The sequence below is a fragment of the Oleiphilus sp. HI0123 genome (assembly GCF_001635315.1).
In genome coordinates this window covers 1-14683 of sequence record NZ_LWGE01000949.1, presented here as the reverse complement: position 1 = coordinate 14683, position 14683 = coordinate 1, and the positions used below count along the sequence as shown (strand labels likewise).

The window sequence follows — 14683 nt, the reverse complement described above, 5'->3', positions numbered from 1 at the left end:
TCAGACCAATCGTTATGGCAGCGCTTTAAAGAAGCGGCCGACAAGGCTTACGAACCTTGCCATGCTTTTTTTGACGAACAGAATCAACTTAAAAAGAACAACTCCGCAAAGCGCGAACAAATCATCACAGAGTTAAGCAACTTCATTGATAACAATGACTGGGAAAACGCTGACTGGAAAGGCGCTGAAAAAATTAACAGACAAGCTCGCCTTGAATGGAAAGAAGCCTACCCGGTTGATTTCAAAACCAATAAGCCAATGCAACAACAGTTCAATGCCCTCTTAAAAGCCTTTGATAAGAAACTTGATACAGAAAGAGACAAGAACCTCTCCTTGAAGCAAGAAATCATTGATCAGGCGCAGACGCTTATAGAGCTTGAAAACCTTGAACAAGCCATACAAAGTGCAAAGGACTTACAACAAGCCTGGCAAAAGGTTGGCATCACGCCTTATAAGAAAGAAAGAGAGCTTTGGCAAGCATTTCGCGCAATTTGCGACCAGATATTTGCCCGCCGCGACCAAGTTCGCAATGAAAAGAAAGAAGAGGCGAATAAGGCTTCAAACGCAGCGAACGAGCTTCTATCTCGTATCGAATCTGAACTCGATTCCCTAAGCGATACCAACCTTAGCGAACTCAAAGCCAGATTAAGCGAGTACCGTAAAGAATATAAGTCCCTACCTTCAGTACAAGGCAAAGCTCTGGAAAAAATTCAAAATCGTTTTGAAGCTTTACTCAAAAAACTTAAGCAACTTATCGCTGGCCAAGAAAACAGGCAGCACCTATTAGCTTGGCAAGAAGTACAGCGTAAGGCTAAGCTCTGTAGAGAGGTCTATCACAATAATACTCAGGCCGATGCGAACCTTGATGATGAGTTTGCCTCGCAACTTGAGCTTCCTAAAGCTCAGGAAGATACTCTTAAAACTTTATGGATCTCTGTCAAAGCTGGTTCGGTAAGTCCCGAGCGTTGCGTGACACTTCAAGAGGCACGTTCTTTGTGTATAGCTTGTGAGATCGCTGCAGGTATCGAGTCACCGGAAAGTGACAAAGAGCTGCGCATGCAGCTACAAGTTAGCAGGCTTTCAGAAGGAATGTCTTCATCAGGTGAAAACCTAAGCCGAGAGCAACAACTTAGCGCAAGCTTACAAAAGTGGTATGACTCGGTTGGCCCGACACTAGAAGAGTTCAGCCAACTTGAGCCTCGAATTGACAATACAATTCAACACCTTTTTGCTCAATAAGACTAACTAAGCGAGACGGGTGCTCATCTATCAGAGCGCCCGGTTTGCTTCACTTCTGTCTGGACAGCATATTAATAATTGCGCCCGCCAGTATCGCTCCAGCACCCAGCCACACCCAGATGTCTGGTACTTCACTAAAAACAAGCCAGCCTAGCAATGCTGAAAAAACTACCTGCAGATAAGAAAACGCTGTCGCCCTTCCTGCAGGTTCCGTTTGCATTGACTTGGTTAAGCCAATTTGCCCGACCTGTGTAAAGATCCCGACCAAAAGTAAAAGTGAACAAGCTTCCATTGTCGGCAAGACAAAATCGTCCCCCAATAACACGAGAGAAAATGGCAAAGCGACCATAGGGAAGTAGAATACAATCACGGAAGGGTCTTCCGTCTGACTGAGCTTGCGGACAATAACATAGGCCACACCACTCCCAAAAGCACCTAACACCGCAGCCATCAAGGCAAAACTGGCAATGTCCGTCCCTATTCCGCCAAACAACCAAGCAGGTCTTGCGACAAGCAATAAGCCAATAAAACTAAAACCGATACTGATAACAAGAGACCACTGCAATCGCTCCTTAAGAAAGAAAGTCGCTAGAATGGCAGTAAAAATCGGATGTAAATACTGTAGAACCGTGGCTTCAGCCAAAGGCATATGTGTCACAGAATAATATACACACACTAACGCCAACGTTCCCACTGCGCCGCGCAGCATTAACAAGGGGCGATTATTGCCCAGAAGGGAAATGCGCTTACGTTTTACATCGACATAGCTCAGGAGCACGGAAACCAAAGCTCGCGCAGCAACGATTTCCAAAACAGGTATACCCAACAAGCTGACTTTTTTAACGCAAGCAGCCATCAGAGCAAAGCCCAGCGCACTAAGAATCATGTAGCGCATGCCGATAGGCATGGCAAAGAAAAGCTGTTTCATTTTCTAGAACAGCGAATATAGAATAAACGCTCGATAAGCACGGCAACCTCACATGTTTAAAACACAGAGGATGCTACACAAAGTTAGTTCAGTGCTCAATGAATAGATGAGCTAAACGTCAGCTTTGCGCTCGTAAACTTTCACTCGAATCTGCTCGCGTGAGTCAAATTGACTGGCACGTAATGTATCAACTTGAGCCTGACGCTCTTCAGCACTCAAGCCTTCTATCAATAGGATTTCTTGTCGTTGATCCAGAAAACTATCAATACGCGCTTGCCATTGAGCACGTTCCTGATCCAAAGTATCGAAACGTTCAGCTGCTTCAACACCAAACATTTCAACCCTGACCGCTCTAACTTCTTCATACCCACCGCCCTCTTCTTTTATTTGGGCAACACGGGAATTTAATTCGTCAGTGATACGAGCTTCTCTACGAGACTCTATAATATCAGCAGGTGCTTGAGCATCGACTTGCGCTAAACGCTGTTCCTTTTCTTCAGCGCTCAAGCCTTTTTCTGCGTCAATACTTAGCCTAGCCAGAGTGTATTGATCATAAGCCTCTTCTGAAGCATAAAACGCCTCATATACCTCAGCGTCCAGGTATTGTGCACGCATCTCCGATAGAGCATTTAGTTGCTCACTTAATAAAGCGACATAACGACCTTTATCGGCCATTAACTCTCCGTTCTCCATCATGCCTTTAATTGACTCTGAGCGGCTGAGTTCATAGTCATATAAGGCCTGTTTTAAAGAGATATACTGAGCCAAGATCTGCTTCGACTGAGTCAGTGCAGGCTCCTGCAAATAGTAACTCAAGTATTCATCAATTCTAGCCAGCACGACATCCAACTCTTCTTCTTCAATAGTTGACAGGAAATAATCAAACACTCTTTTGATATCGCTAGAGATACGTAAGTTACCCTGCTCATCTACTTGCAAGCTTTGCTGCATCTGGGTCCCTTGAAGCGAATCAGGCAATGCACCTAGTCGACTCTCATATGCAAGCGTACTGATAAGCTGAGCACCTTCCGCCAAATTACTAGCCAAGGGCTTAGCCTCAAGCTGAGATATTTTATTGTCTTGATGTAAGCTGAGGTGATTAGCATGAATCGGCGCAGCCTCATCAAATACAAAAGTACTTAAAATCATCGCCAATGCTGCTACGCCAGCACCACCCAACAGAAAGTTTCTTTTAATTAGTTTGGTTTGATGAGTCATTGACAAGCGATACCTTATGCTCTTGGAAAGTTAGAAGTTCTGCTAGCTGCTGAAAACAGCTCCCCTAAAAGCATAGAGGAGCTGTAAAAGGCTTATAGTCCAGCAGACTTCAAGCGTGATGCCTGATTCTTATATAAAGTTAGAGGATCAGTCTCAAACAGATGGTGAATACCAAAGACATGATTCACTGCATCCATATGGTTCATGTTATAGCGCGTACCGATAACATCTCCCCAATGCTGGTCACAACGTTCAACCAAGCCATCGTTCGCACCACTGATCGTTGCACCCGTAAACATCAAGAACGCATCTGAAATATCTAAAGCATTGGTAAATGTCGCATCACCACCCCATGAGTAGTAACGAATACCATTTACTTTAGATGCACCTTCACCACAACGTGAGCTAGGCTTTCCATCCGGGAATAAAGCGTTAAACTGGTTAGCGCCTGGCGATGTCATGAACGTTACTGAGGCCAACGCATCCTGCGCATACTCAGGGTTGCCTGACAAGGCATCAATTACGTTACCAAGCAGATTAAGAGATCCTTCGACCAATGCTTCAAGGCCACCACCAACAGGAACGATACCGCGAGCAACATCAGCGAAGTCAGAACCAAAGTTCACCGCATTGATAGTCGTTACCGAAGCAACCAAGTCAGGTCTTACGCCCGCTGCATAGCGTACAGTTGGCCCACCCAAGCTGTGGCCCATCAAGTTGAATTTCTGCGCACCCGTCGCCGCACGAAGATCTTCCAATGCTGCAATAAGGTCTTCTCCACGCTGGTATGCATCATCCCATGCAGTCACATTCGGCGCATAAACCTTGGCACCACGTTCTTTAAGAGCACTTTTAACACCATAAAAGTAATCGATACCTAAAATATCGCTAAAGCCCGAAACACCATGAACTAGAACGATAGGGTATTTTGTTTCGTAGGCGTCGCAATCCTGCCACCACCAACAAATTGCACTTGCTTGAGCACTAAAGACCATCAGTGCCGTGAGTAAAAGCCAGCTTTTAGCTTGGCCAAATTTATTATTTTTAGCTTTCATATTGTTTTGCCTATTATTTGTTTTTATTAATCAGGGTCGCTTTATTCAATAGCGCTTAAGACTAGCTTGACAAAAAACCAATCAAAAAAGGTTCTACAAGATCACAAACGAACATTTTTTAACCAATTATTTTCTAAACCAAAGCTTCTAGCACTATAAATAATGCGCATTCAGTTTTTCTAGACCAGAACCACTAAACCAGAACTACTAATTCTTACCGCATATAAAGAATTATCTAAATCCAATAGTATGTATTGAGCTTGTTATATTTATTTCTCATGTTTTGTAGCAAAGTTTATTGAAAAACTATTTTTGCTACAGAAAACGTTTCTACAAACCAATCCTCTCACAGCTCAAAACCAGAGCTCAAGAAGCGCAACCGCTAACTTAGACCCCGTTATTATTTTCAACAATTCCCCCCATTTGGGTGATTGCTCTCAAATCACCAAACAATTATAAATAAGCACCCAAGCTAAAAATTTTCTGTAAATTGATCCCTGAACCTTAGTTCTTTAGAATTGCTCCCTGCGCTTAAACGACCTAAGCAATCTGACCACTAATCGATATACTTCCCTGCTTGGAGCTTCTATGACAACCCTCACGCTGTTTATCAGCGACAATTGGCTAAACCTACTAGCCATTATCTGGTTTTTAGTTTGCTTTAATGGCTATATGAAATACGCCAGTGCTCGAAGCTACCGAAGCACCGAAGACTCTCCGAGCCTTGCATCCGAACTTCACCAGTATCGGTTTCAGTGGATGCTCCGGGTCCTGACTAGAGAAATGAGAATCGCTGACAATGCTGCAATTGCGAACCTTGAAAAAGGTGTTTCTTTTTTTGCATCAACGACCATGCTTATTCTCGCTGGCTTAATAACCATCTTAGGCTCAACTGAAAAAGCAATACACCTCATAGAAGGGCTCCCCTTCGCAGTCCCCACCGATCGCTCGGAATGGGAGATCAAAGTCATTACGTTAATTTTTGTTTTTGTCTATGCCTTCTTCAAGTTTACCTGGAGCTTACGCCAATATGGTTTTGTAACCATTATGGTTGGCGGGGCGCCAACCCCTAGTGAAGACTGCAGTAATGAAGAGAGGGAGGCGCTTGCTTCACGCATGGCTTCCATGGCCTCCATGGCCGCTAACAACTTTAATAGTGGCTTACGCACTTACTATTTCTCTATCGCCATGCTGACCTGGTTTATCAACCCATGGGTATTTATGGTCGCCAGCACCCTTATTGTCTTTATTCTATTTCGTCGTGAATTTAAGTCATCCACACTTAAAATCCTGGTGGGTAAAGAAGAGCTGTCTCAAGCAATGCGCTAAAACTCAATAAAAAACAAAAAGTCACAAGTCTATTCTTTACCGATCGCGGGCTTTTTCTATACTCATTAGAACAAATATAAAACAAAGGCAATTGACGCTTAGGAGTTACAGGAATGTCTTTAGAATCGCTATTTAAAGGAAGCCCAAATTTACCCAACATCCCGAAAGTGGTGCAAGAACTGATCAAGCAGTTTAATGATCCTCATTCCAATGTTGATGAGATTTCAAAAAAAATACAGATGGACCAGGTCCTTTCTGCCAAAATTATGCGTCTAGCCAATTCCGCGCGCTATGGTGCAGGACGTAAGATCGCCTCAATCGACTCTGCAGTTGTGATGCTCGGCATCGATACCCTGAAAACCTTAGTCGTTGCCTCTGGTATTACTGGTGCTTTCCAAGACATCCCGGGCTTTGATAAAAAACAGTTCTGGCGTGATAGTTTCATGATTGCCAGCATCAGCAAGCTAATTGCTAAACACACTGACTCAGACCCTGAAACAGCCTTCACAATCGGCATGATGCGTAACATCGGCGAGCTACTAATTCATATTTATCATGAAGAGTCTGCCGTTAAAATTGACAAGCTAGTTGAATCAGGCGCTAATCGAATTGACTTACAAGACAACCAGTTTGGCTATGACTTCACGCAAGCAGGCTCGGAACTTGCCAAACGCTGGAACTTCCCAACAGAAATTGTAAATGGAATACGTCAACAGGCTGCCCCTAACGACTTTGAAGAGTATTCCGCTTATTCAAGCATCGTTTACTTGGCCGACTACTTAAATGAAGCGTTTAAAGCCGAGCAAGAAAAGCAAGAAATTTTATCTCAGTTCCCGGTGGACATTGCTAAGCCAATTGATATCAATCTGGTATCTTTCTTCGAAGAGTTAGTTGAGCTTGCAGAAGCGGAAGATGATATTGAAGAGTTATTGAAAGACTAAGTCAGATAATCTCTCAAAAAGCGCTCATTTGAGCGCTTTTTCTTTGCCTAATAGAAAACCGAAAAGATCATTTTTTTGAATCGGCTACCATTAAAAACCATAACCTAAAGAAACATAAGAGGTTTCATCCATATGTAAGGCTATCAACTGGACCACCCAAAAACGCAAACCTAGCTCTAGACCTAAGCCTTCAATCTCGTTCTCATGCTGTCGTAGATTATCCTTGTCCAATATTAAATAAGACAAGCCCATATCAACTCCCATCAAAGAGAAGCCACTGGTGTAACTGAGGTTAATCTTTTCACCAAAATGCCCAAAACCACCTCGTAAAGTGATTCCTTCGTGCGCTGCACCCTGACGTTTAAAAAATGACATTCCCATATAATGGGTACGGCCAATCAAGTTATCATCAACAACATAGGTATAACGAGGCGTCCACCCCTCCAGGTCAGAGATATTTTTCCAGGAGAAGTCCTCCACACTTAAGTCGTCGAGCCCTAAGTGTTCCAACTTGAATTCAGCAAAAGCCAGTACCGGCGTAAGAACAAGAATCAGAGTAAGCAGTAGTTTTTTCATAAGATCTATTAGTGCATCCTTGACGCTAGCAAAGCCAGGGCGACTTAAATGCAAACGCTTTAAGCCAGCAACCCGAAACAACAAAGACTGAAAGACTACTATATAGTGAAGCCCTAAACCAAGAAGCAGCCACTCTAATTTTGAAGCAGTCGAAGTTTTAATAAGCATTGAGAGGGAAAACGGTAAGATTCAGGCAAAAAAAATCCCGGACAATGTCCGGGATAAATAAGTACACATGAAATCTAAACCTAAATTGAAGAAAGACGGGCCTGAATCGTCTCACCTAAATTCGATATAGTAATCATAGCCAATAAGTTATGAGCGGTCTGTTGGTAAACAATTGCAAAATGTAACGAATTGTTAACGTCTTCTATATTAATTTACTTGGTTTTATGGCAGAGAATAACGATAATGGTCGTTTCTTCTATTTGTGATAGACCTTCCATTATGGAAATAGAGCAGCTATTTACTCTAATAAAAAGCTTGACCAGCCAATCGAACATTAGAGAACTTGTCACAGCACTCGATGACATTCTTATCAATAATTTCGAACGCGTCGATTTGTCAGTTTATGAGCTACAAGCTACACGGCGCTCCAATCATAAAACGACCACTCTTATCGGCATAGAGTGTAGCGGGAAGTCCAACGACATCTATTTAAATAACGACATGGACATGCTGTCGGCTTATATTTCTAAAGAAGAGGTATACAAGGTTGAAAGCAGAACGCGTTTTAAAATCGTCATTCCGGTAGTGTTATATGACAAAAGCGTGTCTCACCTGGTTGTTTTGCGCCACCGCTACGAGAACCAGGATATTAAAAACACTCTCGTAGGCTTTCTGCAAATCGCTGTCGATATCTTTCGCAACTTGCACGAAAAAGGCCATGACCCGCTTACACGCATCTTAAATCGTCAAGCTTTTGACCAAGTCTCTTCCGACCTTGCCTTTTCACAACACAATGTACTGCATGCAAAGGATACCAGCTTTAAAGCGATTGCCATTCTAGATATCGATAAATTCAAATCTATCAATGATCGCTTCGGCCATGCAATTGGTGACGAGACGCTAGTTCTATTTTCACAGACAGTCAGGTCCGTCCTCCGACAGCAAGACCTGTTTTTCCGCTACGGTGGTGAAGAGTTCGTGGTATTGGTAAAAGACGTTCAGAAAGAGCAAGCTTTGGTTGTTCTCGAACGCTGCAGAGCAGCGATAGAGGCTCGCCGCTTCCCTCAGGTTGGCCAGGTTACCGTTAGCATCGGCTTTGCCGACCTAAGCAAAAACGACCACCCTGTAGAAACACTCTCCAAAGCAGATAAAGCGCTCTACTACGCAAAACAAAATGGTCGTAACCAGGTTAACTCGTATGAAGTGCTATTAGAAAAAGGCTTACTTGAAGCCGTTGAACCCGTAGAGAGCTCTATCGACTTCTGGGATTAATCTCTGACGATCTAGACTCTGCCCCCAAAACAAACCATAACAACTAGAACAACTGTAACACTTATGCTTCAACCCTACTCTCTGATCAACTCTCACGGGAAGCCTCATTTAGGACGCTTCAAACACGCCGTCAATGAAATTAATATCAATGACGCAGATTATCGAACACCAATGAACAAACGCGCCAATAAGTGGCAGCGCCATTTCAATTTTAAACGCTTTCAATATTTCGGCGGCATAAGTGGTGACCTGATATTTGGCTGCGCATTAGCTGACTTACGCTATTTGGGCGCAGCTTTTGTCTATATCTATCGAACTTCAGATAAAAAAATGCTTACTTGGCAATTCAAAAAACCTTTTGCACTCGGGCTAGATATGACGAACCGTCCCGATAATGGCATATCAAGCTTCAAGTCAGGCAAGCATAGTATCAAAATGCGCTACCAACTTAACTCACAGGGCGAGCGGCGCAAAATACTCGAGATTGGTTTTGGCTCGGAGCTCAACATTCAGGCCGAAACCATAGAGAAACCAAGCTTTGAGGAAATGGCTCTTTGTACACCGACCGCAGTCAATGGCTGGGTCTATGCTCAAAAAACGGCAGCACTTCCTGCTAGCGGTGAAGTTCACTGTGCTCTCGGCAAGTTCAAGCTAAATGAAATTGCTTGTTATGGGCATCATGACTTTTCGGCTGGGTACATGCGTCGAGAAACATTCTGGAACTGGGCATGCTTTTCCGGCGCATCTTACTCCACAGCCGATAGATCAGAAGATAAGCCACCGCTCGGGCTCAATGTGTCTTGGGGCGTCAATGAAACAGGCTATTCTGAAAACTGCTTTTGGGTTGGCGATAAGCTCCATCAACTACCTCAAGTTCAGTTCAGATATGACCGGGATGAAGAAAGCTCCGCGTGGAGAATCAGCTGTGAAAACGGACAGCTTGATCTAAGCTTTGTGCCTGAAGGAATGCATAAGGAACACCTCAATGCCGGTTTCATGGCCACAAACTTCAAACAAATATTCGGCAAGTTTAAGGGGCACTTAATCACCGCTGAAGGCAAACGCTACGAGATTGAATCTCAATATGGTTTTGTCGAAGATCAGTACTCTAAGTGGTAAACGTCCATACTAGACAATTTAATTACGACACATCAACAGCAAAAATAGACTTTTGATTTGACGCCTCTAGACATTAAGGGTACAACTGTAAGCTATATTACAGGAGTCTATTATGACTAAGCGCCAAGCAAACAAAACCAAGCACGACACAGCAAATGATAAAAGTGAGCTCCCCTCACTCTCAAAACAGCTATTAGAGCTACATTTAAAGCACGAACTTGAGTGCTTTAACTCCGATCGTTTTATTGAGCTATGCGATTCAGAGACTGAGTTTTTACTGAAAGCTGTAGGAGAAATCCATCTAAATAAGTTTGTCAGCGCTAAACAAATCAAACAAGTTATATACGAAAACGTCGTTAGCTCAAGTATTCCAGGTGCCATCGCCGAAGTTGCGGGTGAGGCAGCCGACACTCTATTTACATCAAAAAAACATCAAGAAACCTTACTGAACCAAATCATCAGCAAAAAAGACTTTGAAGAATTCATAGACAAAGCTTTAGAGCTAAAGGAGCAGCGAAACAAAGGCATAGACAAAGTAATTGAGCTACCGATATATGCCGAATTAATATCAGGCATTCTTTACCAAGCTATCCTTCGCTATATTTATGAAAGCAACCTAATCAGCAAGAACATTCCGGGCGTGTCCTCAATGCTCAAGATGGGAAGAAATGTAGTCAGCAAAGCTGCGCCAAAAATTGGCTCCGGAGTAGAGGAGAGCGTAAAAAGTTTTATTATCGACAGCCTCGACTTTATCCTGGACGAAAGCAAGAAGTTTCTAGAAGGCTCAGTAAGCGATGAGCAATTGCGCGACTCTGCAATGGAGCTATGGGAAGCGATTGAAAATAAACCCATGTCTGAATTTCAACAAGGTATGGACAGTTTAGATCTATCTGAATTTATCGCCTTAGGCTATGACTTCTGGCTTAAGTTTAGAAAAACAGATTATTTCATCAGCAGTTATGAAACCATCGTAGACTACTTCTTTAAGCGCTACGGCAGAAAAAACCTCGACGTCTTGCTCGAGGAATTTGATGTCTCAAAAGATAGAATTATTGCGCCCATAAAAATATTCGCACCCAAGGCTTTAGAAGCATTTAAAGAAAACGGCATTCTAGAGGAGCTTCTGAGACGCCATTTAGAAGATTTCTATAACTCTCAAACCGTCATAGATTTACTAGATTAGCCTATAAAATATTAAGGCGGGAAATTCCCGCCTTAATAGGTAGAAATAAGAAGCTCTACCCTACAACTTTTTTCTGTTGCTTAGATGCCTGACTAACTTATAGAAGAGAGGCGTTAAGAGTAAGCCAAAAACGGTAACCCCAATCATACCTGCAAATACAGCAACACCCATGGCCTCACGCATTTCTGCACCCGCTCCTGAACCCCACACCAAGGGCACCACCCCCATAATAAAAGCAAGCGAAGTCATTAAAATGGGGCGTAAACGCAAGCGGCTGGCTTCAAGCGTCGCCTCAAGCAACCCCATGCCACTATCTTCTTTCTCTTTGGCAAACTCAACGATAAGAATGGCGTTCTTCGCAGCCAGCCCAACCAGCACAATAAAACCTATTTGCGTGAAGATATTGTTAGTCAAACCCCACAAAATAATACCCGTCATCGCTGACAACAAAACCATTGGCACAATCAAGATAATCGCCAGTGGCAACGACCATGACTCATACTGCGCGGCCAACACTAGGAAGACCAGTAAAACAACCAAGGGGAAAATATAGATAGCCGTATTACCCGCTAGAATCTGCTGATACTTCAGATCTGTCCATTCATAAGCCATCCCATTTGGTAAAGAGCGGTCGAGAATAGCTGTGATGGCTGCTTCTGCTTGACCAGAACTATAACCGGGCTTGGCTTGTCCATTTAGGTCAGCCGCCGGATAGCCGTTGTACTTAGAAACGCGGTTTGGACCAGCGCCGTGCTGCACCGTTACAAACGAAGCAAGCGGCACCATTGATCCCTCACGGTTGCGCACTTTTAGCTTTTCCAGCTGCGTTTCATCTACTCTAAAGGCTTCATCGGCCTGCACATTGACCTGATAAGTGCGACCAAATAAATTGACATCATTGACATATACCGAGCCCATATAGGCTTGCAAGGTATCAAAAATATCTGATATCGCTACACCATGAACTTTAGCCTTCTCTCTATCAACGTTAATTTCTATTTGCGGTACATTAACCTGAAAGAAAGAGAAAACCTGTGTTAACTCTGGCGTTTGCCAGGCTTGGCCTACAACCTTTTGTGTTTCCTGAAACAAGCGTTCATAGCCCAGGTTTGCCCTATCCTCAATCTGCAGTTTAAAGCCACCAGTAGTGCCTAAACCGATAACGGGAGGCGGAGGAAAAATAACCGTAAAGGCTTCATCTATTCCCATAAACTGCCCCCATAAGGCACCAGCAATCGCGTCAGCACTCATATCAGGTGCTTGGCGTTCGTCAAAATGCTTTAGGGTGACAAAGACAACCCCCTCATTCGAGGATACCGTGAAGCCGTTAGGTGATAACCCGGGAAAAGCGACTGATGATTCTACTCCCGGATGCTCCAGGGCGATCGCTGACATTTTCTTAATCACCGCTTCAGTGCGATCCAAGCTTGATGCATCAGGTAACTGTGCAAAGGCAATCAAGTACATTTTGTCTTGAGCAGGAACAAACCCGGTGGGAGTTGTCTTAAATTGGTGCGAGGTTAATACCATCAAGCCTGCGTAAATCAAAACAACAATCACAGAAAGCCGGATTATGACTTTCAGTAAGGAGGTGTAACCTTCAGTCAAGGCACTAAAAAATTTATTAAACGGGCCAAAAATAATCTTACCAAACAAGGCGTCAATGATACGGCTCAGTCGGTCTTTCTTTGCATCATGGGGCTTTAATAACACCGCGGCCAAAGCCGGGCTAAGAGTTAGCGAATTGAAAGTCGATATAATTGTTGAAATAGCGATGGTTAGGGCAAATTGCTTGTAAAACTGCCCAGTCAAACCAGAGATGAAGGCTGTTGGAATAAATACAGCACTTAATACCAAGGAGGTAGCAATAATCGGCCCGGTCACCTCTCGCATAGCTTGCTTCGTGGCTTCAATAGAACTCTTTCCTAAAGCAATATTTCGCTCTACGTTTTCAACCACAACAATCGCATCATCTACTACGATACCGATAGCCAAGACTAATCCAAAAAGCGTTAGTGCATTTAAAGAAAAGCCAAACATGGCCATCACTGCAAATGTCCCAACTAAAGAAACAGGTACTGCAACTAAAGGAATAATTGATGCTCGCCATGTCTGCAAGAACAGTAAGACCACAATCACAACAAGCACCATGGCTTCAAGCAAAGTCATCACAACCGCTTCGATAGAACCTCGCACGAAAATGGTAGGATCATAGACGATGTTGTAATCAACACCCGCAGGGAAAGTCTTCTTCAATTCTTCCATACGCGCACGAACATCGTCTGAGATCTGGATCGCATTTGAGCCAGGGCGTTGAAAAATTGCAATGGCTGCGGCCTGCTTGTTATTTAGCAAGGATCTTAGCGCATAGGAATTTGAACCTAATTCAACTCGCGCGACATCTTTTAAGCGCGTGATGGCTCCGTTATCGCCAACACGCAGTACAACATCCTCAAATTCTTCTAAAGTCTCTAAACGACCTTTTACCTTTATCAACAGCTGAAACGGTGCTGCTTCCGCTCCGGGCGGCGCGCCAATTGTCCCTGCCGCGGCCTGACGGTTTTGTTCCCGTATGGCATTGATCACATCGCTGGTGGTCATACCCATCGCAGATACCTGCTCAGGATTCAGCCAGATACGCACAGAGTAATCCCCTGCACCAAATACTTGAGCATTTCCAACACCTTCTAGGCGAGCAAGTTCATCGCGCACTTTCAAGTTAGCAAAGTTAGACAGGTACAACATGTCATAGCTATCGTCAGGTGATAACAGATGCACGACCATCGTTAAGTCAGGTGAAGATTTGGTTGTGGTCACCCCCAAACGTTGAACGTCTTGCGGCAGCCTGGGAATCGCTCGCGAAACACGGTTTTGGACTTGTACCTGCGCATCATCGACATCAGTACCCAGCTCAAAGGTAACAGTAATTGCCAAGCTACCATCTGAGGTTGCTTGTGAGGACATATAAAGCATGCCTTCAACACCATTAATCGCCTGTTCCAATGGCGTAGCAACAGAGTCCGCCATCACTTCGGGGTTTGCGCCAGGATAGCTAGCATTAACCACAACGGTTGGCGGAACAACCTCTGGGTATTCTGTTATCGGCAATTGAAAGACGGCGATCAAGCCAGCTAGGAAGATCATCATCGAGAGCACGCCAGCAAAGATCGGGCGGCTAATAAAATATTGTGAAATACTCATTTTGGCTTGCCGCTCCTAGCCTTGGCTATTGTTAGTGGCTGGCGCCATATCTGCATCACTAGGTGATACCGGCATTCCAGGGAAAACATTTGGCAAGCCCTGCCCCTTGATAACAATCTTTTCACCAGCTTCCAGGCCACTCTTAATCGCCCTCAAACCCTTGAATTTAGGACCCAACTGAACAGGGCGATATTCCAAGATGTTGTTTTCTCCTAAACCAATACATATTTATGACTAAGGTCTGTCACGACAGCTTTCTCATCAACAAGAATTCCTGGATAGCTCGCACCTATCTGCATATTAATCCGCGCAAACATCCCTGGCGTGAACTTACCATCTTCATTGCTAAATACTGCACGCAGTCGTATTGTACCCGTACTGATATCAATCTGGTTTCGCAATATTTTCATAGCATAGCTAGTTTCATGCTTGTCGATGGGACTTTTGTGTACCA

General features: G+C 43.9%; 12 protein-coding genes and 1 pseudogene. 6 read left to right on the top strand and 7 right to left on the bottom strand.

What is annotated here, in order from left to right; all coding sequences use genetic code 11:
- A partial coding sequence (locus A3761_RS08205) for a DUF349 domain-containing protein (RefSeq protein ID WP_156491742.1) occupies window positions 1-1239 on the top strand: 1239 nt, incomplete at its 5' end.
- A 49-nt stretch (window positions 1240-1288) separates the two neighbouring features.
- On the opposite strand, the gene A3761_RS08200 is transcribed toward A3761_RS08205, so the two are convergent.
- From A3761_RS08200 to A3761_RS08190, 3 genes are all read right to left on the bottom strand, one after another.
- Window positions 1289-2167, bottom strand: coding sequence for a DMT family transporter (locus A3761_RS08200; protein WP_068553530.1), 879 nt, complete (start codon window positions 2165-2167; stop codon window positions 1289-1291).
- Window positions 2168-2278: 111 nt separating this feature from the next.
- The gene (locus A3761_RS08195; RefSeq protein WP_068553531.1) at window positions 2279-3385 is read right to left on the bottom strand and encodes a lipase secretion chaperone; all 1107 of its coding nucleotides are present in this window, start codon (window positions 3383-3385) and stop codon (window positions 2279-2281) included.
- Between the two features lie 92 nt (window positions 3386-3477).
- Complete coding sequence (locus A3761_RS08190; RefSeq protein WP_068552731.1) at window positions 3478-4440, bottom strand: triacylglycerol lipase; 963 nt, start codon at window positions 4438-4440, stop codon at window positions 3478-3480.
- A 588-nt stretch (window positions 4441-5028) separates the two neighbouring features.
- On the opposite strand from A3761_RS08190, the gene A3761_RS08185 reads away from it, so the two are divergent.
- Window positions 5029-5769, top strand: a complete 741-nt coding sequence (locus A3761_RS08185; protein ID WP_068514659.1) for a DUF599 domain-containing protein — start codon at window positions 5029-5031, stop codon at window positions 5767-5769.
- Window positions 5770-5882: 113 nt separating this feature from the next.
- Window positions 5883-6710, top strand: a complete 828-nt coding sequence (locus A3761_RS08180) for an HDOD domain-containing protein (RefSeq protein ID WP_068512887.1) — start codon at window positions 5883-5885, stop codon at window positions 6708-6710.
- Window positions 6711-6800: 90 nt separating this feature from the next.
- Here A3761_RS08180 and A3761_RS08175 read toward each other — a convergent pair whose 3' ends face one another.
- A complete protein-coding gene (locus A3761_RS08175) occupies window positions 6801-7454 on the bottom strand; it encodes a hypothetical protein (protein ID WP_068514657.1) in 654 nt (217 codons plus the stop codon).
- 243 nt (window positions 7455-7697) lie between these two features.
- Here A3761_RS08175 and A3761_RS08170 point away from each other — a divergent pair, with 243 nt between their 5' ends.
- The 3 genes from A3761_RS08170 (at window position 7698) to A3761_RS08160 (ending at window position 11028) form a co-directional block, all read left to right on the top strand.
- Window positions 7698-8726 carry a GGDEF domain-containing protein gene (locus tag A3761_RS08170; RefSeq protein WP_068514654.1) on the top strand — a complete coding sequence of 343 codons (1029 nt, stop codon included), beginning with the start codon at window positions 7698-7700 and terminating at the stop codon, window positions 8724-8726.
- Between the two features lie 63 nt (window positions 8727-8789).
- Window positions 8790-9845: a DUF2804 domain-containing protein gene (locus A3761_RS08165; RefSeq protein WP_068552826.1), complete on the top strand. Its 1056-nt coding sequence runs from the start codon at window positions 8790-8792 to the stop codon at window positions 9843-9845.
- 112 nt (window positions 9846-9957) lie between these two features.
- Entirely contained in the window at window positions 9958-11028 is a 1071-nt protein-coding gene (locus A3761_RS08160; RefSeq protein WP_068508376.1) for a hypothetical protein, read from the top strand.
- Between the two features lie 60 nt (window positions 11029-11088).
- Here A3761_RS08160 and A3761_RS08155 read toward each other — a convergent pair whose 3' ends face one another.
- The 3 genes and pseudogenes from A3761_RS08155 to A3761_RS08145 form a co-directional block, all read right to left on the bottom strand.
- Window positions 11089-14229 (bottom strand): efflux RND transporter permease subunit, encoded by a 3141-nt coding sequence (locus A3761_RS08155; RefSeq protein WP_068508378.1) that lies wholly within the window; start codon window positions 14227-14229, stop codon window positions 11089-11091.
- 15 nt (window positions 14230-14244) lie between these two features.
- A complete protein-coding gene (locus A3761_RS08150; protein WP_068750095.1) occupies window positions 14245-14427 on the bottom strand; it encodes a hypothetical protein in 183 nt (60 codons plus the stop codon).
- Between the two features lie 14 nt (window positions 14428-14441).
- A pseudogene (locus tag A3761_RS08145) lies at window positions 14442-14683 on the bottom strand (efflux transporter periplasmic adaptor subunit); the annotation flags it as partial.

Excerpts from the sequence above, each read along its gene's own strand:
- A3761_RS08200 (WP_068553530.1), bottom strand. The coding sequence starts at position 2,167 with ATGAAACAGCTTTTCTTTGCCATGCCTATCGGCATGCGCTACATGATT.
- A3761_RS08195 (WP_068553531.1), bottom strand. The coding sequence starts at position 3,385 with ATGACTCATCAAACCAAACTAATTAAAAGAAACTTTCTGTTGGGTGGT.
- A3761_RS08190 (WP_068552731.1), bottom strand. The coding sequence starts at position 4,440 with ATGAAAGCTAAAAATAATAAATTTGGCCAAGCTAAAAGCTGGCTTTTA.
- A3761_RS08185 (WP_068514659.1), top strand. The coding sequence starts at position 5,029 with ATGACAACCCTCACGCTGTTTATCAGCGACAATTGGCTAAACCTACTA.
- A3761_RS08180 (WP_068512887.1), top strand. The coding sequence starts at position 5,883 with ATGTCTTTAGAATCGCTATTTAAAGGAAGCCCAAATTTACCCAACATC.
- A3761_RS08175 (WP_068514657.1), bottom strand. The coding sequence starts at position 7,454 with ATGCTTATTAAAACTTCGACTGCTTCAAAATTAGAGTGGCTGCTTCTT.
- A3761_RS08170 (WP_068514654.1), top strand. The coding sequence starts at position 7,698 with ATGGTCGTTTCTTCTATTTGTGATAGACCTTCCATTATGGAAATAGAG.
- A3761_RS08165 (WP_068552826.1), top strand. The coding sequence starts at position 8,790 with ATGCTTCAACCCTACTCTCTGATCAACTCTCACGGGAAGCCTCATTTA.
- A3761_RS08160 (WP_068508376.1), top strand. The coding sequence starts at position 9,958 with ATGACTAAGCGCCAAGCAAACAAAACCAAGCACGACACAGCAAATGAT.
- A3761_RS08155 (WP_068508378.1), bottom strand. The coding sequence starts at position 14,229 with ATGAGTATTTCACAATATTTTATTAGCCGCCCGATCTTTGCTGGCGTG.